Annotated in this window: 19 protein-coding genes; 7 read left to right on the forward strand and 12 right to left on the reverse strand. The window is 69.9% G+C overall.

All coding sequences use genetic code 11. The features are described 5' to 3' along the window. Positions 1–18 precede the first annotated feature (18 nt). The 9 genes from ABVN73_RS08490 to ABVN73_RS08530 form a co-directional block, all read right to left on the reverse strand. A complete protein-coding gene (locus ABVN73_RS08490) occupies positions 19–3,489 on the reverse strand; it encodes a tetratricopeptide repeat protein (RefSeq protein ID WP_353857631.1) in 3,471 nt (1,156 codons plus the stop codon). 5 nt (positions 3,490–3,494) lie between these two features. Further along, positions 3,495–4,232: a flagellar motor protein MotB gene (locus ABVN73_RS08495; protein WP_353857632.1), complete on the reverse strand. Its 738-nt coding sequence runs from the start codon at positions 4,230–4,232 to the stop codon at positions 3,495–3,497. Beyond that, entirely contained in the window at positions 4,229–4,915 is a 687-nt protein-coding gene (locus ABVN73_RS08500; protein WP_353857633.1) for a hypothetical protein, read from the reverse strand. Before ABVN73_RS08500 ends, ABVN73_RS08495 begins: the two co-directional genes overlap by 4 nt. Positions 4,916–4,919: 4 nt before the next feature. Next, complete coding sequence (locus ABVN73_RS08505) at positions 4,920–5,642, reverse strand: protein phosphatase CheZ (protein ID WP_353857634.1); 723 nt, start codon at positions 5,640–5,642, stop codon at positions 4,920–4,922. 463 nt (positions 5,643–6,105) lie between these two features. Beyond that, positions 6,106–6,444 carry a general stress protein gene (locus ABVN73_RS08510; protein ID WP_137114835.1) on the reverse strand — a complete coding sequence of 113 codons (339 nt, stop codon included), beginning with the start codon at positions 6,442–6,444 and terminating at the stop codon, positions 6,106–6,108. Positions 6,445–6,646: 202 nt separating this feature from the next. Beyond that, positions 6,647–7,612: a hypothetical protein gene (locus ABVN73_RS08515; protein WP_353857635.1), complete on the reverse strand. Its 966-nt coding sequence runs from the start codon at positions 7,610–7,612 to the stop codon at positions 6,647–6,649. Then, on the reverse strand, positions 7,609–8,319 hold the full coding sequence (locus tag ABVN73_RS08520) for a DUF6468 domain-containing protein (RefSeq protein WP_353857636.1): 711 nt from the start codon (positions 8,317–8,319) through the stop codon (positions 7,609–7,611). The genes ABVN73_RS08515 and ABVN73_RS08520 overlap by 4 nt, the downstream gene beginning before the upstream one ends. Next, entirely contained in the window at positions 8,316–9,398 is a 1,083-nt protein-coding gene (gene fliM / locus ABVN73_RS08525) for a flagellar motor switch protein FliM (RefSeq protein WP_035674995.1), read from the reverse strand. Before fliM ends, ABVN73_RS08520 begins: the two co-directional genes overlap by 4 nt. 18 nt (positions 9,399–9,416) lie before the next feature. Continuing rightward, positions 9,417–9,938: a flagellar basal body-associated FliL family protein gene (locus tag ABVN73_RS08530; RefSeq protein ID WP_353857637.1), complete on the reverse strand. Its 522-nt coding sequence runs from the start codon at positions 9,936–9,938 to the stop codon at positions 9,417–9,419. Between the two features lie 500 nt (positions 9,939–10,438). Here ABVN73_RS08530 and flgF point away from each other — a divergent pair, with 500 nt between their 5' ends. Genes flgF through flgH form a run of 4 tightly spaced genes read left to right on the forward strand, consistent with a single transcriptional unit; the run spans position 10,439 to position 13,595 of the window. Continuing rightward, positions 10,439–11,161 (forward strand): flagellar basal-body rod protein FlgF, encoded by a 723-nt coding sequence (gene flgF / locus ABVN73_RS08535; protein WP_353857638.1) that lies wholly within the window; start codon positions 10,439–10,441, stop codon positions 11,159–11,161. A 25-nt stretch (positions 11,162–11,186) separates the two neighbouring features. Further along, a complete protein-coding gene (flgG, locus tag ABVN73_RS08540; protein ID WP_145626373.1) occupies positions 11,187–11,972 on the forward strand; it encodes a flagellar basal-body rod protein FlgG in 786 nt (261 codons plus the stop codon). A 44-nt stretch (positions 11,973–12,016) separates the two neighbouring features. After that, positions 12,017–12,796 carry a flagellar basal body P-ring formation chaperone FlgA gene (gene flgA, locus ABVN73_RS08545; RefSeq protein ID WP_353857639.1) on the forward strand — a complete coding sequence of 260 codons (780 nt, stop codon included), beginning with the start codon at positions 12,017–12,019 and terminating at the stop codon, positions 12,794–12,796. Positions 12,797–12,809: 13 nt separating this feature from the next. Continuing rightward, a complete protein-coding gene (gene flgH, locus ABVN73_RS08550) occupies positions 12,810–13,595 on the forward strand; it encodes a flagellar basal body L-ring protein FlgH (RefSeq protein ID WP_353857640.1) in 786 nt (261 codons plus the stop codon). A 153-nt stretch (positions 13,596–13,748) separates the two neighbouring features. Here the strand turns inward: flgH and ABVN73_RS08555 are convergent, their stop codons facing one another. The 3 genes from ABVN73_RS08555 to ABVN73_RS08565 all read right to left on the reverse strand — a co-directional run bounded on the left by ABVN73_RS08555 (position 13,749) and on the right by ABVN73_RS08565 (position 15,906). Beyond that, the gene (locus tag ABVN73_RS08555; RefSeq protein WP_353857641.1) at positions 13,749–14,258 is read right to left on the reverse strand and encodes a hypothetical protein; all 510 of its coding nucleotides are present in this window, start codon (positions 14,256–14,258) and stop codon (positions 13,749–13,751) included. 571 nt (positions 14,259–14,829) lie between these two features. Then, a complete protein-coding gene (gene dksA, locus ABVN73_RS08560) occupies positions 14,830–15,249 on the reverse strand; it encodes an RNA polymerase-binding protein DksA (protein WP_035675009.1) in 420 nt (139 codons plus the stop codon). A gap of 240 nt (positions 15,250–15,489) precedes the next feature. Next, entirely contained in the window at positions 15,490–15,906 is a 417-nt protein-coding gene (locus ABVN73_RS08565; RefSeq protein ID WP_014240995.1) for a flagellar assembly protein FliX, read from the reverse strand. Positions 15,907–16,200: 294 nt separating this feature from the next. On the opposite strand from ABVN73_RS08565, the gene ABVN73_RS08570 reads away from it, so the two are divergent. Genes ABVN73_RS08570 through ABVN73_RS08580 form a run of 3 tightly spaced genes read left to right on the forward strand, consistent with a single transcriptional unit; the run spans position 16,201 to position 18,252 of the window. Then, positions 16,201–17,337, forward strand: a complete 1,137-nt coding sequence (locus ABVN73_RS08570) for a flagellar basal body P-ring protein FlgI (protein ID WP_353859472.1) — start codon at positions 16,201–16,203, stop codon at positions 17,335–17,337. Beyond that, positions 17,337–17,744, forward strand: coding sequence for a rod-binding protein (locus ABVN73_RS08575; protein WP_353857642.1), 408 nt, complete (start codon positions 17,337–17,339; stop codon positions 17,742–17,744). The genes ABVN73_RS08570 and ABVN73_RS08575 overlap by 1 nt, the downstream gene beginning before the upstream one ends. Further along, a complete protein-coding gene (locus ABVN73_RS08580) occupies positions 17,737–18,252 on the forward strand; it encodes a flagellar basal-body protein (protein WP_353857643.1) in 516 nt (171 codons plus the stop codon). The genes ABVN73_RS08575 and ABVN73_RS08580 overlap by 8 nt, the downstream gene beginning before the upstream one ends. The last annotated feature ends 172 nt before the right edge of the window (positions 18,253–18,424 follow it).

Genomic DNA, 18,424 nt, shown 5'->3' on the forward strand with positions numbered 1-18,424 from the left:
ACGCGTGCGACGCCGCCGTCAGTTGATCGCGGCGCTCTGCTTGCCGCGGTAGTTCTTCAGGAACTTCTGGAACACGTCCACCTCGGCGACGCGGGAGCGCACGGTGTTGACGTCGATCAGGCCCAGCGCCTGCTCCGGCCGGGTCAGGACGCGGAAGGCGTCGGCGTCGGGACCGTTGGTCATCACCGAGCCGAACTCCTTGCGCAGCAGGTTCAGGTTCGTGCCGTCCCCGGCCAGCGCCAGCGCCACCGCGCGGTTCAGGACGAGCTGCGAGGTCGCCGGGTTGATCGGCTGGGTCGGCGGCGGCGGCGGACCGATCAGCTTGTTCAGGGCGAAGGCCGCGGCCTCCCACTTCTGGGCGCGCCACGCGATGTCCACCCGCAGCGAGTTGGCCGGCTTGCCGTCGTCCTCGGCGAGCAGCAGCAGCGCCTCGTCGCCGCGGCCCAGCTCGGCCAGCGCCTTGGCCTGCATCAGGCGGCGCTCCCCCACCAGATCCGCCGGCAGGTTCGGCACGTTGGACAGCTCCAGCGCGCGCAGGGCGTCCTCCGGCTTGTTGTCGAGCAGCCGGACGGAGGCGAGCCGGGTGCCGACCCGCGCCTTGTCCTCGCCCGACAGGCGGTATTCCACCTGATGCTGCAGCAGGTCGGCGGCGCGGTTCAGCAGGTCCACGGAGATCAGCCGCTCGGCGAGCTGCCGGATCACCTCGTCCCCCGCCTCGCCCACCGGGGTCAGCTCGCGGAACTGGTCGTAGAGCTGGAGCGCCTCGATGGTCGGCAGCTTCTGCGCCCCATCCTTGTAGAGGTCGGCGAAGATGCGCGACATCTCGCGGGTGATCTCCTCCGCCCGCGGCGTGTCGGCGACCAGCGCGGCGGTCTCCTTCATGGCGTTGAAGCCGTCGGCGTACTGGCCGGCGGCGATCAGCACCTCGCCCATGCGCTGGCGGATCTGCATCTCCAGCTCGTCGCCGCGCCAGGTGAAGGTCAGCCCGGCCAGCCGCTCCGCCGCGGCGGGCGGCGACATGCGGCCTTCCGCCAGTTGCAGGTTCACCAACGCCAGCCCGGCCTTGGCGCGGTAATAGCGGTCGAGGCTGTTGTAGGAGGCGGTCAGCTGCTCCAGCGCCCGCTCCGGCTCGTTGGTCTGGGCGTAGTAGAGGCCGCGGAGATACTGGACGTCCGGCCGCTCCTCCGCGTCCGTGCCGCCGCGCTCGACGATGCGGTCGAGCAGCCGCTTGGCGAAGGGCGCGTCGCCGGTCTTCAGCGCGGCCTCGGCGGCGCGGGTCGCCAGCTTGGTCAGGATCGGGTCGGGGTAGGAATTCAGGATCGGCGCCGCCGCCTTGAAGCCGGCCTGGGCCGCCGGCCAGTCGTTGCGGTCCGCCGCGATGGCGGCGCGCCACAGCGCGGCCTCGCCGTTGTTGGCGAGGTTGGGGTGGGCGAAATCCTCCGCCGCGGCGTCGGTGTTGCCCGCCAAGAAACGCGCGGCGCCGCGCAGGGCGCGGAACTCCGGCCAGCCCTCCAGATCGGGCTGGGCCTCCTGAAGCACATCCATCATGCCGATGGCCTCCTGCCCGAAACCGTTCGCCAGATAGAAGCGGGCGAGGTCGAGCTGGGCGCGGGGCCGTTCGGAATCCGGCGCGTTGACGATGTTGAGCTGAAGGTTCTGCCGCGCCTCGGTGTAATGGTCGAGGTCGCCCTTCTTCCAGGCCGGCAGGTCGAACAGGCGGCGCCCGGAGGGCACCGGCTTCGGATCGGTGGGCGGCGTCAGCGTGTTGGACGCGCCGCCGGGGGACGGCTTCGGCGGCAGCGACGCCGTCTGCGCGGGCGCCGCCGGACGGTTCCCGGCGTCGGCCATGGGCGACAGGTGCAGGCCGCCCGCCGCGGTCACCTCCACCCCTTCCTTGACCGGGCGCACGGTGATGGCGTCGGCGATGGGCCGCACGACGACGCCCTGGTAGCTGGGCAGCAGCTCCAGGTCCGCGTAGCGGTGCGATTCGGGGATGGCGTTGCCCGGAACCGGCAGCGGCACGACCTGGAGGCGGTCGCCGACATCGGGATCGGACAGCGTCACCACGGTCGCTGCGTCCGCGGCGCGCACCAGCAGACGGGCGCCCAGCAGGAAGTCCGGCTCCGGGTCGATCTTCAGCTCGAAGGGCGGCGTGCCGGTCAGGCGGCTGGTCGGCGTGATCTTCCAGCTCGTCCCCTGCCGCTCGATCTTCGGCCAGACCAGCGAGCCGATCTTGGTGCGGAAGGCGCTGCCGCCGGTCGCCGGCACCGGCTCGATCGCGCCGACCGTCCCGGCCCCGCCGATGGCCTTGCCGGCGCCGATGGGCAGCGGCTTGTCGAACACGATGTAGAGATGCCCGGCGCGCGGGTAGACGGCGATGGACGCCGGGCCACCCGCGTCGAACACCAGCGTCGGTCCCTGCGGTTCGGCTTTGGCCGGCTCGGGTTTGGCCAATTCCGCCTTGGCCGCTTCGGCTTTGGCCGCCTCGGGCTTCGCGGGCGCGGGGACCGCCGCGACCTCCTTCGCCGGGGGAGGCGCTGCCGCCGGCCTTGCGGCGGGCGCGGCGGCCGGGGGGGTCGCCGGTTGCGGGGCCGCGGCCTCGGCCGCGGGTGGACGCACGGTGGTCGTGGTGGCGCCGGACGGCGGAGCGGCGTTCGCGGCGTCGCCCGTCGGCAGTCCGGCGCGCGTGCCCGGATTCTGCACGTCGATCACCACGGACCGGCCGGACTTGCTGTCCTTGATCTCGGCGTCCTGCGGCACGGCGAAGGTGATGGCCAGCGCGCCGTTGGCCTGCCGGAACTGCTCCACGTTCTGGATGTTGCGCAGCGCCGTCCGGGCCACCGGCGCCAGATCGGCATTGCCGTTGCGGTCGAACAGCAGCGTGGCCGACGCCCCGTCGCGGCGCAGCGTGTAGTTGGCGCCCTCCGGCCAGGTGAAGGACAGGCGGCTCTGCTCCGGCGTGTCGGCCGCGCTGACCGTCACCCGCCCCGCCGAGCGCGCCGGAGCGGGTGCGGCCGGTGTCTCGCTCTTGGCCGCGGGAGCCGGGGCTTGGGCCTGGGCTTGTGCTTGTATTTGGGCTTGGGTCTGGGCCGGCGCCTCGGCGGCGGGGGTCAGGTCGATCGCCACGGCGTTGCCGTTGCGGAAGCTCTTCAGCGTCACCGGCCGCTTCAGGTCGAAGGTCACCGTCTTGCCGTCGCTGCCGATCCGCACGCCCGACAGATAGCCGGGCAAGGCCGCCACCGCGCGGTCCAGCGCGGCGTTGATCGGCTCGTCGAAGCGGACGACCAGCGTGTTGCCTTCCACCGACGCGCTGTAGCCGGTCTGGCGCGGCCAGTCGAAGACCATGCGCCCGAAGGTCTTGTGGGTGGCGGCGCGCACCGGGACGTCGACGGCCCAGGCGGCCGGCGGGACGGCGACCTGGGCGGCGAGCAAAGCCGTGGCGGCCACGAAGCCGCTCAGCCAGCGCCGGTATGCCCCGCCCCGCCCCATCCGTTTCACTCCTCCGGCTCCGCGTCGCTGGCCGCCCCGGAGACCGGCGGTCCCGCCGTCTCCTCACGCACCACCACATCCACCCGCGCCCCGCCGGGCACCGGATCGATGCCGGGCGGTTCGCTCATCAGGCTGCGCGCCACGAGGTCGCGTTTGTAACCCGTCTCGCGCAGCAGCGCCGCAACGGCAACCGCGCGCGTCAGGGCGCGTTCCCAGGCCAGCCCCGCGGACTGGTCCTCGCGCTCGGCGTGGCCGACCACCTCGATCCGGTTGCCGATCCGTCCCACCGCCGCGCCCAACAGATACAGCACCCTCCGCCCCTGGTCGGTAAAGCTGCCGCCGGTCGGGTCGAACATCACGTGGGCCGGCAGGCCGATCACCACGCGGTCGTCCTCCCGCCGCACATCCACCGCCGCCAGATCCTCGTTGGCCGCGGTCTGGGTACGAAGCAGGGCGCTGAGATAATCCAGATTGATCGCGGAATATGACTCCACCGTGGCGGCGTTGAAGGCGGCCTTCGGCTCGGGCGGCGTCGCGGAGGGCGTGACCGCGGTGGACCGGGCCGACGACAGCGACTTGACCAGACCGGTCCAGCGCTGGGCCTCCGGCTCGCTCATCGAATACATCAGCACGAAGAAGGCGAGCAGCAGCGACATCAGGTCGGTGAAGCTGATCAGCCAGATCGTCCGGTTGTGGCCGCCGCTCTTGTCCTCGGCCCTGGGCAGTTTGGGCAGGCGGATCATCGGCGCCCTCCCCCCGGCGGATCATCCATGGCGCGCAGGCTGAACAGCAGGCGGACGGCGCCCGGCGCGCCGCGCTCGATGCCCACCGTCACCGCGTCGGCCGGCGCCCCGTCGGCGATCAGCAGCCGGGCCAGCGCGCCCGCCCGCACCACCGGGCCGGGCGGCTGGCTGGGGCCGCCCGCCGGGCCGATGGACAGCAGCGCGTCCAGCTCGATCCGCTCGCCGGGCCGGTTCTGCAGCAGCGCGTCGGCCACCCGGTCGATCAGGCCGATGCGGTCGGGGCGCAGGTCCGCCGTGCCGGGCCGGAACAGCTCGTCGGCGGGCAGGCGCACCTCCAGCAGGCGGCCCGGCGTGACGCTGTCCACCTTCGCCACGGCGACGGCGGTGGCGAACAGGTTGCCCAGACCGTCCAGCCGCTGCACGGCGAAGACGGTGCCGGCGCGCGAGGCCAGCGGGTCGGCCGGCTCGCGCAGGCGGGGGTCGATGTAGAAGGCGGGGAAGCTGCGCTCCAGCGACACCAGCACCGTGCGCACCCGCTGGGCGGTCTGCACGGACTGGGCGTTCAGCACGATGAAGAAGACGAGCAGCAGCAGGAACAGCGACAGCAGAAGCACGATGCTTCCGTTGTTCGGGTTCGGCCGGCTGCCCGACAGGTCCGGCTTCCTGTGGCCGGGCGCAGCCATGGGATTAATCGAAGCTCGCCAGCAGGCGGTCGATCTCGTCCTGGTCCATGGCGGCGCTGGTCATCTGCGGCCCGTGCAGCAGCCCGGCCTCCGGGTCGTCGGCCGGGCGGTCGGTGGCGAAGTTCGGCGCCGGATCGGTGTGGACGGCGGTCGCGGCCGCCGCGGCGGCCGCCGCCGGGCGGGTGTGGTTCTGCCGCACCTCGTCGCCGAAGGCCGCGACGATCATGTCGACCTTCGATTCGATGTGCTTGAGCGTGCGCACGACCTTGGAAATGCGCTGGCCGGTGATGTCCTGGAAATTGCAGGCCTCGAAGATCTTGGTCACCTGCTCGGTCAGCTTCGCGGAATTCTCCGGATCGATCCGGCCGGAAATGCCGGTGATGACGTCGCAGGCGTCGAAGATGGCGAAGGTGGCCTGTTCCGTCGCGCCGACGACGGCGTCCAGCTCATCGGTGGCGTTGGGAATGTGCTGGTCGCGGATTTCCGCGGGCTGCAGCGCCGCCAGCTCCTGCTTGGCGCTTTCGATGAAGCGGGCGAGGTCGACCACCTCCTTGTAGAGGCGCAGGTCGGTGGCGGAGATGTCGCCGTCCATGCTGCCGAGGATGGAGCGGACGATGTCCGTCACCTCCTCGCGGCTCAGCGGCTGGGCCGCTTCGGCATGGGCGGCGTCGAGCTGCTGGCGCAGGAGCTTCTGGTCGGCGAGCGAGGAGGAAACGGGCGGGGCCATGTGCGATCCGATGTGAGCGTTCCGTGGTCTTGTCCGGCCTGCGTGCGATCGGGTGCGTCGGCCGGCCCGGACGCAGACGCCCGAAGCGGGTTCGACCCAACTTCGCGTCCTCGCACGGCCGCCGCCGACTCGGAGCCTCGTCAGCCTTTCCAACCCTAAATTCGCTCGGTTAACACGCCGTTAAGCGCCTGAATCGTCGCAACGCAAAGACGGAAACGAAATCGCGCGCCGGGAAAGAAAGCGGAAGCGTTGTCCTGCGCCCACGCGCTTTCAACCAACGCCCGCCACTGTCGAACTTTAAAGAGAGCTGCGGCAATTTGTTTCAATCGGAGTCCGCAAACAGACAAAGGGCCGCCTTGGAGGCGGCCCTTCTTCACCGTTGCACCATGCGATTGTTCGGTCAGGCTGGTGCGTCAATGAAACAGTCAGCTGTGAAACAGGTTCGGTAAATCAGTCCCGACGGTCAGCTGCCGCTGCTCCGCCCGCCACCATGGCTGTGTTCGCCGCCCTTGCGGCCCGCTTCCGATGCGCGTTCCGGGTCGTTCTTGAAGTTGCCGCCGGACGCCTGGCCACCCTTGTGGCCGGCTTCCGAAGCACGCTCCGGGTCGTTCTTGAAGTTGCCGCCGGACGCCTGGCCACCCTTATGGCCGGCTTCGGAGGCACGCTCCGGGTCGTTCTTGAAGTTGCCGCCGGAAACCTGGCCGCCCTTGTGACCGGCTTCCGCCGCACGTTCCGGATCGTTCTTGAAGTTGCCGCCGGAGTGCTGACCGCCCGAGCTACGGCCCTGGTTCTGGTCGTTCATCTTGTCTCCTTCCTTCTTGCTGTTGGGCAAACTTGCGTTGCCCGAACACGCCGGAGCCAACATGAAACGAAGCCGACCGTTGCGGGCCTTCTACCATCCTGACAGTACGTGTACGTATATTCAGTAGATGCCCGCGGGCGCGGGGTATGACCAACCGCACGGTCATACCCACCCGACCCCGCATCTCAACCAAAGGGCGTACTCAATTCCTCGGTGTGGCGGGCACGCCACGGCGCTCGATGAGCGCGGACGTCAACTCCTTGGCCTTCAGCGGGTCCATCGCGGCCAGGATCGGCGCCGTCTTGGTTTCCTTCATCTTCTCCACCACACCCAGCAGGACGGGCATGTCCAGCTCCTCGAAGATGCGGGCGGCTTCCTTGGGCTTCATCGTCTCGTAGATCTTCACGAGGCTTTCGAGTTGGGCCGCCTGCTTCTCGTCGCCCTGCCGCATCAGCTTCTGGATGTCGGCGCGGACCTTGTCCATCTCCTGCACCTTCTGATCGATGCGCTTCTCGGCGGCGGTCAGCAGGGCCTCGCGCTGTTCCAGCTCCTTGGTGCGGCGCTCGATCTCGGCGCGGCGCTCGGCGAAATGCTGGAGAAGCTCCTCGTTCTTCACCGGGCCGAGGGCGGCGTTGTCCGGCGGCGTCGGGTTGGGCGGCGCGCCGTTGCTCGACCCGCCCTGGGCCGGGGCCGGTTCGGGCGAGGGCTTGGCGCCGTTCGCGGCAAGCTGCATCGGCGGGGCCGGAAGGCCGCTCTGCCCTTGGGCCAGGGTCGCCGGGAACTCCGGCAGGCGGGCGTCGCGCGTGGTGATCCGCCACAGGTCGCCGACGCGCACCCCCAGCATCAGGACGGCGACGAAGATGGTCAGGGGCAGGATGCGGAACCGCCAGGCCTTCATCTTCTCGCGCATCCGCTCCGACAGCGGGCGGCGCGGGACGGCGGGCTTGCGCTTGGCCTTCGCCTTCAGCTTGGCCTTCGGCTTCGCCCTGGCGGCGGCTTGGGCGGCCGCTTGCGCGGCGGCCTGCGCGGCCCCCGGAGCCGGCGGCTGGCCGGCCACGCTCGGGCTGGTGCGGACGCCGGTCGGGGTGGCCCCGGCCGGCCGGATCACGACCTTGGGCTCCCCGCCGGCAGCGGCGGTCGCGCCCTTCGTGCTGGTGGCGTCGCTCATCCGACCCCCTTGCCGGCGTTCTCGATGGCTTGCAGAAGTTCACGTTCGGCGCGGGACAGGCTCTCGCCCTCGCGCACGATGGGATCGGACGCCGGCGCCGGGCGCCGCGACAGAGCATCGACCCGCAGCGGATCGGCGCGCAGTGGATCGGCGCGCAGCGGCTCGTTCCGGAAGGCGGCGGAGCGCAGCGGCGGCAGGTCGTCGTGATCGTCGTGGTCGGCGTGGCCGTCGTCGTGGAGATCGTGGTCGTCGTGGTCGTGGTCGTCGTGACCGTGATCGTCCTCGAGGATCGGACGCGGGGCGACGGCCGGACGGGGCGCGACGGGCGGTCGGGCGGACAGGCCGGGGCGCGCCGCCGGACGCGCCGCGGGGCCCGGCTTCGGGCGCTCCCCGCCGACGTTGCCCAGCCGGTTCGCCATGGCGTCGGCGGCCTCGATCATGAATTCCAGCTCGTCGCGCAGGGTCTGCGCCTTGGCGACCGTGCGCTGCAGGTCGTCGCCGGTCTCGTGGGCCGTCTTCTTCAGACCGCGCACGCCGGTTTCGGCGCGCGACATGGCCTCGTTCAGGCCGCGCACCAGCTCGGCCATCTCGCCGCGGCTCTCGCGCAGCTTGATGATCTGCCGGTTGAGGATGATCGCATAGGCGATGGTCGCGGCGAGCAGCCCCACCATCACCAGATCGAGGACGAGCGTGAGGGTCGGGCTCATAGCCGCATGACCTCCTGCTTGGGCAGCTCCCGCTCGATCCGCACGGCGATGTGCCCGCCCTTGCGGCCCATGCGGCCTTGGAACATGGAAACGTCGCCGCAGCGCAGCTCGATGGTGCCGTCCGGCGTGGCGTTCAGAAGGATTCGCGTGCCGACGCGCCAGTTCAGCACGTCGTGAAGGGTCATCGTCACCTCGTCCAGCACCGCGGAGATGTCCACGTCGGTGACCAGCAGTTCCGAGGCGAGGTGGGTTTCCCAGATCGAGTCGCGGCCGAACTTCTCACCCATGAACATCTGGAGCAGAAGCTCGCGCACCGGCTCCAGAGTCGCGTAGGGGATCATCAGTTCCAGGCGGCCGCCGCGATCCTCCATGTCGATGCGCAGCTTGACCAGCACCGCCGCGTTGGCCGGGCGCGCGATGGTCGCGAAGCGCGGGTTGGTCTCCAGCCGGTCGAAGCGGAAGGTGACGGGCGACAGCGGGTCGAAGGCGGCGGACAGGTCGGACAGCACCACATGGACCATGCGCTCCACGAGGTTGCGCTCGATGGTCGTGTAGGGGCGGCCCTCGATGCGCATCGCCGCGGTGCCGCGCCGCCCGCCCAGCAGCACGTCCACGATGGAGTAGATCAGCGCCGAGTCCACGACCATCAGGCCGTAGTTGTCCCACTCCTCCGCCTTGAAGACGGACAGCATCGCCGGCAGCGGAATCGAGTTCAGGTAGTCGCCGAAGCGCACCGAGGAGATCTGGTCGAGGCTGACCTCGACGTTGTCGGAGGTGAAGTTGCGCAGGGACGTGGACATCATGCGGACGAGGCGGTCGAAGACCACCTCCAGCATGGGCAGGCGTTCGTAGTTGACCAGCGCCGAATTGACCAGCGCCATGATGCCGGAGTTGTCGCCGTCGCCGGCGCCGCCCTGGTCGAAGCCGAGCAGGCTGTCGATCTCGTCCTGGTTCAGGACGCGGGTCGACCCGCCGCCGCCCATGTCCGCCATGTCGCCCATGTCGCCGCCGTCTTCGGCGAGGGCGGCCCATTCGGCGGCAAGGCGTTCTTCTTCGCTCAGTTCCTCGGTGTTGCTCATGGCCCGTTTCCGCCGCCCCTACTGGACCAGCATTTCCTTGAACAGAACGTCCTTGACCTTCACCGGATGGGCGGACGCGGTGATCCGCATCAGCAGCTCCTGGCGCAGGCGGTACATGCCCGCCGACCCCTTCAGGTCCTCCAGCCGCAGTTCGCGCAGATAGACCTGGAAGTTGTCGATGATGCGCGGCAGCACATGCTCGATGGCCGGTATGTCCTCGCCCTTCGAGAGCTGGATCGAGATCTTGATCTTCAGGAAGGCCGGACGCTTGCCGCTGCTGTTCAGGTTCACCAGCATGTCCGGCAGGTCGTAGAAGACCGGCGCCGCGTGGGGATCGGGCTGCGCCGGTTCCGCCGGCGCCTCCGCGTGCTCCTCCTTCTTGCCGAGCAGCGAGTCGAGCAGGCCGCTGAAATAGACGCCCGCACCGGCGCCGATCAGCAGCACCAGGGGCAGGATGACGAACAGGACCAGCTTCTTGCCGCTGAATTTCTTGCGCGGCAGGCCATCGGTCGGAACGTCGTCTTCAGCGTGCGCGGTCATGGAATCCTAAGCGCGAGCGGTGGCGGAGCGTGGCCTTACCAGCCCAGCAACCCTATCTTTCGGATAGTTAACAAAGCCTTTCAGGCATGGTCCGGGGCTGTGACAGAAGCGCAACCACAGGCGGCGGCACGGTTCTTGATTGGGGCATCGCCGGAGATCCCCGTCAACCGAGGAGCGAACGCCCGAGCCACGCCCGCAGCCCACGCCACCCAGACCGCCCTGCCCCGCCTGCCCCGCCGCCCGTCCGCCCACGTTCGGCGGACGCGGCGGCCTTGCGATCCGCGCGCCGCCCGCGCCGCGGCAACGGGACGCTTTTGCCCGGCGCCGGGCGGCAGCCCTTGCCAGCCCACCGGCAGTTCTTGCCCGGCAGCCGCTTCCCCGACGGCGGCAACGCCCGCCATCGCCGTCTTCCCGGCCCTTTCCGCCGCTGGCACGCGTCGTGCATTGCCATTTGCGCCGGTCGGGACGCTCCCCCGGCCCGAATGGACGAGAGGCCGCCGATGGAAAACCCGATCTACGTGTCCCTGTCGCGTCAGATGACCCTGCGCCGCCAGTTGGACGTGATCTCGAACAACATCGCGAACATGAACACCACGGGCTTCAAGCAGCAGCGCATGCTGTTCACGGAGTTCCTGGAGCGTCCGGGCATGCACGAGCAGATCAGCTTCGTGCAGGACCGCGCCGTGGTGCGCGACCTCTCGGCGGGCGGCATGATGCAGACCGGCAACCCGCTGGATCTGGCGCTGACCGGCCACGGCTACTTCACGGTCGATACGGCGAGCGGCCCGCGCTACACCCGCGCCGGCAATTTCCGGCTGAACGACCAGCGCCAGATCGTCGACGGCGGCGGCCTGCCGGTCCTGGGCGACAACGGCCAGCCGCTCGCCATCCCGAACGGCACCCGGGACATCATGGTGTCCGGCGACGGCACCGTCTCCACCGAGCTGGGTCCGGTCGGCCGGCTGAACATCGTCACCTTCCGCAACGAGCAGCTGATGACCGAGGTGGGGGCCGGCCTCTACGTCAGCGACGAGGAGCCGCAGGCGGCCCCGGCCGACACGAAGGTGGCACAGGGAATGCTAGAGAATTCGAACGTGAAGCCGGTGGTCGAGATGACGGCGCTGATCGAGATCCAGCGCCAGTACCAGTCGAACCAGAAGCTGATCGAGAACGAGCACGAGCGCATCCGCAGCGCCATCCAGAAGCTGGGCCGCACAGCCTGATCGACCGCGTAAAGGAGCAAGAACCATGCGCAGCCTCGCCATCGGCGCCACCGGCATGATCGCCCAGCAGCTGAACGTCGAAACCATCTCGAACAACATCGCCAACGCGACGACGACCGGCTTCAAGAAGCAGCGGGCCGAGTTCCAGGACCTGCTGTACCAGAACTTCCGCCGCATCGGCTCCACCTCGTCGGACGCCGGCACCATCGTGCCGACCGGCGTGCAGGTGGGCGCCGGCGTGCGCGTCGCCGCGGTGGCCCGCGTGCTGGAGCAGGGCAACCTGACCGTCACCGACAACAAGCTCGACGTCGCCATCAACGGCTCCGGCTACTTCCAGGTGCAGCTTCCCAGCGGCGACACGGCCTACACCCGCGCCGGCAATTTCAAGCTGTCGCCGGAGGGCATCATCGTCACCGCCGACGGCTATCCGGTGCAGCCGGCCATCACCATCCCGGCGGAAGCCGTGGACGTCGCCATCAACGCCTCGGGCGAGGTGATGGTGAAGCTGGACGGCCAGGTGGCCCAGCAGAATGTCGGCCAGATCCAGCTGGCCACCTTCGCCAACGCGGCCGGCCTGGAAGCGGTCGGCGACAACCTGTTCCTGCAGACCGGCGCGTCGGGCGAGGCGGTCGGCGGCAACCCCGGCGCCCCCGGCTTCGGCCGCGTGGTGCAGGGCGCGCTGGAGACCTCCAACGTCAACATCGTGCAGGAGATCACCACCCTGATCTCCGCCCAGCGCGCCTACGAGATGAACTCCAAGGTCATCAAGACCACCGACGAGATGATGCAGCAGGCCTCGCAGCTCCGCTGATCCCGGCACCGCCGTAAGGCTCGTCTTTGCAAGGAAGTCCCGCCATGCCCCGCCCCGCCCTCCGCATCCTCGGCACCGCCCTCGTCGCCGCCGCCCTCGCCGGCGGCCCGGCGGTCTTCGCCCGGTCGGCCCTCGCCCAGACTGTGGACGGCGCCGCTTCCGCGGCGGCACAGGCGGTGGTCTACAGCCCGGCCCATGTCGAGGCGGCGCTGTCCGACGCGCTGTCCCGCCAGATCACCACCGGCCGCCTGCAGATGGAGCTGGACAACCGGGCGGTGGAGCTGCGCGCCCCGGCGGGCGCCGGCAGCCTGACGGTGGAGAACCTCTACTACAACCCGGTGCAGGGCCGCTTCGCCGCGGAGGTGATCGTGGCCGACACCCGCCCGGTCGTCCGCCTCCCGGTGTCGGGCCGCGCCTATGGCGTGGTGCAGGTGCCGGTGCTGTCGCGGCGCATCGCGCCCGGCGACGTGATCGGCCCCGGCGACGTGGATTGGCAGGACGTGCGCGCCGACCTCGCCGGCAGCGACATCGCCGCCACCGACGCCCAGCTCATCGGCCTGACACCCCGGCGCGGCGTCCCCGTGAATCAGCCGGTGCGGCTGCGCGACCTGCAGTCGCCGCGGGTCGTCGACAAGGGCGCGCTGGTCACCATCACGCTGGCCACCGAGAACCTGACCCTGTCGGTCCAGGGCAAGGCCCTGCAGGACGGCGGCCGGGGCGACGTGATCCGCGTCGTCAACACCCAGTCGAACCGCATCCTCGAAGCGACCGTCGCCGGCCCCAACATCGTCGCCGTGGCAAAGCCCGGCGTCCTCGCGAAGTAAGGAGAAAGCTCCCATGCCCGCCCTCAAGACGACCGCCCCCGGGCACACGGTCCGCATGGCGTTCCGCTTCGCTCTGCTCGCCGCCGTCGCCGCCGGCCTCCCCGCCTGCAACGCCATGTCGCGCGTGGCGGACATCGGATCCGCCCCGGAACTCACCAAGATCAAGGACCCGCAGGCGCAGCCCGGCTACCAGCCGGTCAGCCTGCCGATGCCCACGCCGCTGCCGACGGAGCGCAACCCGAACTCCCTGTGGCGGACCGGCGCCAAGGCCTTCTTCAAGGACCAGCGCGCCGCCAAGGTCGGCGACCTGCTGACCGTTGACATCCAGATCAACGATCAGGCGCAGATGAACAACCAGACGACGCGCACCCGCGGCAACACCGAGAAGGCCGGCATGCCGAGCCTCTTCGGCTTCGAAGGAAAGGCGCTGCAGCGCGCGCTGCCCGACGGGGTGAACGCCGGCAGCCTGCTGGACCTCAACAGCTCGACCTCCAACGACGGCAAGGGCGCCATCAACCGCAAGGAGCAGATCACCCTCAAGGTGGCCGCGCTGGTCACCCAGACCCTGCCCAACGGCAACATGGTGATCCAGGGCCGCCAGGAGGTCCGGGTGAACTACGAGGTGCGCGACCTGATCATCACCGGCGTGATCCGGCCCGAGGACATCACCGCGCAGAACACCATCAGCTACGAGAAGGTCGCCGAGGCCCGCATCTCCTACGGCGGACGCGGCCAGATCACCGACGTGCAGCAGCCGCGCTACGGCCAGCAGCTCTTCGACATCATCATGCCCTTCTGAGCACGATCCGGGAAGCCAGGGCCGGACAGCTCCCGTCATCACACCGGACGGGGCATCCGCCCTCTTCCCGCCGTCCTTCACGCGCCCGGGCGGGAAGTTTCTGCCGCCCGGCCGGATCTGCCGCGCCCCTTCCTGCCGCCCCCCGGCGGCCCGTCACCCGCTCCCGGCCAGAAGCGCCTCGTACCGCCGGATGGTCTCCCGCATCTCGTCGAGGATCTGGCGCTGCTCCTCGTTCACCGCCCGGCAGCGCTCCGCATCGGCGCGCGCCTGCTCGGCGTGAAGGCGGGCCTCCTCGGCGAAGCGACGGGTGGACTCGTGAATCCGCCGCGCCTGTTCCTCGGCGAACCGCGCCTCTTCCGCCGCAAGCCTGGCCGTCTCGGCGCATCGGCGCGCCTCCTCGTTGAGGCCGCGCGTTTCCTCGGCGTCCTGCCGCTGCACCTCGCCGGTGATCCGCCCCTCTTCCGCAATGAGCCGCGCGCCTTCCGCCTCGACCTGGCGCTGGAAGCCCGCGGCCCGCTCCACCTCGGCGGCTTCGCGTCGGCGCTCGGCCCCGGCGCGGGCCTCCTCGGCCTTCCTGCGCCCGGCCTCGCTGCGCCGACGCCAATCCTCCGCGTCACTGTCCTGCGCCTCGGGGCGGCCCGCCGGAAGATGCGTCTGGGTCATAGGACTTCCCTTTCAGCAGGCGGTGAGACCCTCTCAGCGCCTTCTCGGCGGAGCGCAGGCGCTCATGGGATTGCTCCAGGAGGCGCATCCTGCGTGTCTGCGCCTCACGGACCATGGCCTGCAATGTCTCGATCCGCTTCAGGACATCCATTTCACCGTCAACAGCCCATTATGGCAACCCGCACCATTGGGTTGTAAACGACCGGCCCGAACGGGAGGCCGGACGTGCGAATGCGCCACATCGAAAGGTGGGGCGCCATCGGAAGACGGTCGTCGTTTGGTGGTGGGTCGGCGGGGAGGGGCAAGCCGTTTCCCAGGCTGGCCGGAACCGGTCGGAACCGGTAGCGTGACGGCTCATTGCAGCGGGCCCGCGGCCGGCCCGAGCGAACCAAGCTCCGACAGAGGGGCGGGCCGCACCTTTCCCATCGCTGGACGGGCCCCATTTTCGGATGGGCGCCATCGCCGCGCAGACGTTCGACGTGACGCCGTTCCCGAACGGACAAAAGCCCCCGCCGGGATCGGAGGGGGCTTGTCCAAGACACGGCCGTTGGCGCGGAGGAGAACCGCCGCGTCAGTCGTCGCGCTGTGTGCGCTCCATCCGCTCGTGCCGCTCCTGGGCTTCCAGGCTCAGCGTCGCGATGGGGCGGGCGTCGAGGCGGCGGACGGAGATGGGCTCCCCCGTTTCCTCGCAATAGCCGTAGGACCCATCCTGCAACCGCTCCAGCGCCGCGTCGATTTTGGAGATCAGCTTGCGCTCGCGGTCGCGGGTGCGGAGTTCCAGCGCCCGGTCGGTTTCGGCCGACGCGCGGTCGGCGATGTCCGGTTCCTGGATGCCGCCTTCCTGAAGGCTGCTCAGGGTCTCGCTGGATTCAGCCAGCAGCTCCGCGCGCCAGCGCAGCAGCTTCTGACGGAAATATTCCCGCATCACGGGATTCATGAACTCCTCGTCTTCCGACGGGGTGTAGTTCTTAGGCAGAAGCGGAGACGACATCCGAGAGCATCCAACGCAAAAGGGTGATCCGGGCGGCGCGGAGTATAGGTAGGCGCATCGGCAACCGCAACCCCGCGCTTCGCCTATCGAAGCGCGAACAAGCCCTTGGAGAAGCAAAGTTTTGTGAAATCTCGGGCGATGGCCGTACGGCCGATGCCGAAAAGCCGGTCCTATGGCCGTTCAGGCCGGCGGCGCCCGGCCGCCCAGTGGCGCCCCGGACGGCGGCGCTGGGAAAGGCGCTCAGGGGGTGAGCTTCGCCAGCTCGACCTGGGCGCGCAGGTCGATCTGGTCAAGAATGTCGGCCAGACGCGGATCGTCCACATGGACGCGGCGCGACTGCACCACCTTCACGAGGTCCATCAGCTTCTGCGCCGGAAGCGTGCCGGCCAGAAGCCCGTGCTGGATCTCCTCCAGCTTGTCGAGCATCTCCTCGGCGCGCATCTTGCCGCGCGACGCGCGGGCCGTGGCGTCATCCACCTCCTGCAACGCCAGCACGCTGGCGATGCCGGCCAGCGGCGCCGCGGCGTGGACGCCCTGCGCGGTGTTGGTCTCGCCGACGAGCTGCTTGGAAAAGGACGCACCGGACGAGCCTTCGGCTTTCCCCGTGCGCCGGACCGAGCTGCTGCCGCGAAGTTTTCCGGGGCCTTCGACTTTCATGTTCCGTGCAACCGGTTTCGGAAAAGCGCGATACTCTAGATGGAAGCACCTTAACATCCGGTCAAGGTTTGCCGCAATCGGGCAAAAATTGCCCCTCTTCCGTGACATAAAGCGGTCGGACGCGGTGCCAATTTCCGGCCATTTCATCCGCCGCCGCCGCTTCCCCTTGCCGATCCTGCCCTTTGCCTGCCGTCCACGGCTCTGGCACGCCGTTTGTATAGGAAGGGACAGCCGTTGAGGAGTGTCCCCGCCATGACCGCCACCGCCCAGCCCCGTGCCATGATGCCCCGCGCCATGACGCTGCGTGCCGCCACCGTGCTGCGCGCGGTCGCGATGCTGGCCGCGCTCGCCGCGGCGCTGCTGGCGCTGTCGGCACCCGCCTCGGCTTCCTCGGCGCGCATCAAGGACGTGGTGGACGTCGAGGGCGTGCGCGACAACATGCTGATCGGCTATGGGCTGGTGGTCGGCCTGAACGGCACGGGCGACAGCCTCAACAACTCGCCCTTCACCGAGCAGAGCCTGGTGGGCATGCTGGAACGGATGGGCGTCAACACCCGCGGCACCAACCTGCGCACCAAGAACGTGGCGGCGGTGATGGTGACGGCGACCCTGCCCCCCTACTCCGCCCAGGGCACGCGCATCGACGCCACCGTGTCGGCGATGGGCGATTCGAAGAGCCTGCTCGGCGGCACGCTTCTGGTCACCCCGCTGCTGGGCGCCGACGGCGAGGTCTACGCCGTGGCCCAGGGGCCGATCGCGGTGTCGGGCTTCTCCGCCCAGGGCCAGGGGGCCAGCGTGACGCGCGGCGTCCCCACATCCGGCCGCATCTCCTCGGGCGCCATCGTCGAGCGCGAGATCCAGTTCTCGCTGGCCGAGCTGCCGGTGCTGCGCCTGTCGCTGCGCAACCCGGACTTCACCACGGCCCAGCGCGTGGCCACCGCCATCAACATCCAGCTCCGCGGCAACCGGGCGCAGGCCACCGACCCCTCCTCGGTGCTGCTGAGCGTGCCGGAGGCCCGGCGCGGCGACATCGTCGGGCTGATCACCGAGATCGAGCAGCTCCGGGTCACCCCCGACCAGGTCGCCCGCGTGGTGGTCGACGAGAAGTCCGGCGTGATCGTGATGGGCGAGAACGTCCGCATCTCCACCGTCGCCATCGCCCAGGGCAACCTGACGATCCGCGTCACCGAGACGCCGCAGGTCAGCCAGCCCGGCCCCTTCAGCCAGGGCCAGACCGCCGTGGTGCCGCGCACCGACATCCAGGTGGACGACCAGTCCAACAACCGGCTGGCCGTGATGAATTCCGGGGTGACGCTCCAGGAGTTGGTACAATCCTTGAATGCGCTTGGCGTGGGTCCCCGGGACATGATCGCCATCCTTCAGTCGATCAAGGCCGCCGGAGCCCTGCAGGCGGAGATCGAGGTGATCTGATGGATACGACGCTTTCCCTTCCCGGCCTCCCGCCCCCGCGCCTGCCCGCGGCCGCCGAGCGCGCCCAGAACGGCGCGGCGTCCGGCGCCCAGGCGGGCGTCCGGACGGCGGTGCGGACCGATCTGGTCGATCCCAAAAGCGCGGAGAGCAAGGTGGACCCGGCGATCCGCGCCAAGCTCCGCCAATCCGCGAACGAGTTCGAGAGCGTCTTCGTCTCCCAGATGCTGGGCCACATGTTCGACGGGATCGAGGTGGACCAGACCTTCGGCGGCGGCCATGCCGAGGAGATGTTCCGCTCCATGCTGACCAACGAGTACGGCAAGCAGGTGTCCCGCAGCGGCGGGTTCGGCATCGCCGATCAGGTTTACCGCGAGCTTCTGCGCGCACAGGAGGGCAACCATGGATAAGGTCGACGTCCGTTTCCCGCAGCCGTCCAAGGCGCCCGCCGCCAATCTGCCCAAGAACGCCGAGGAGCGCGCCGTCGCCCTGGTCGAGCTGATGAACCGGCTGAGCGCGCATCTGGCGCGCGAGACCGAGGCGGTGATGCGCCACTGCACGAGCGCCGAACTGGCCCGGCTGGGACGTGAGAAGCAGCCGATGATGCTGGTCTATGAAGAGGTGTCGCGCCTGCTGCGCGTGGACCGCGAGGGCATGGCCGCCCTGCCCGACGAGACCAAGGCCGCGCTGCGCGAGGCGACGCGCGGGCTGTACGAGGCGTCCGCCGCCAACGCCGACGCGCTCCGCCGCAACAGCGCGGCGCAGAAGATCCTGGTGGACACCGTGGTCGGCGCCATCAACCGCGCCCGCCAGACCACCACCCCCGCCTACGGCACCGCCCCGGTTCCGCCCCGCGCGACCTACGTCACGCCGAGCCACGGGCCGTCCACCTCGGCCACGCTGAACACCCGGCTCTGACTCGCGTCAGCCCCCCAGCATCCACAGGAAGGGCCGTCCGACCGGGCGGCCCTTCGGCGTTGCCGGGTCCGGCAAGAAGCGCCGGCCACCCGGCGGAATTTGCCGCCTTGCGGACGGAACTGCCGGGCGCGCGGTCGCGGGGGGACGCGCCGGCGCCGGCCTGAAACTGGCC

This window comes from Azospirillum formosense (assembly GCF_040500525.1).
Taxonomy (GTDB): domain Bacteria; phylum Pseudomonadota; class Alphaproteobacteria; order Azospirillales; family Azospirillaceae; genus Azospirillum; species Azospirillum formosense_A.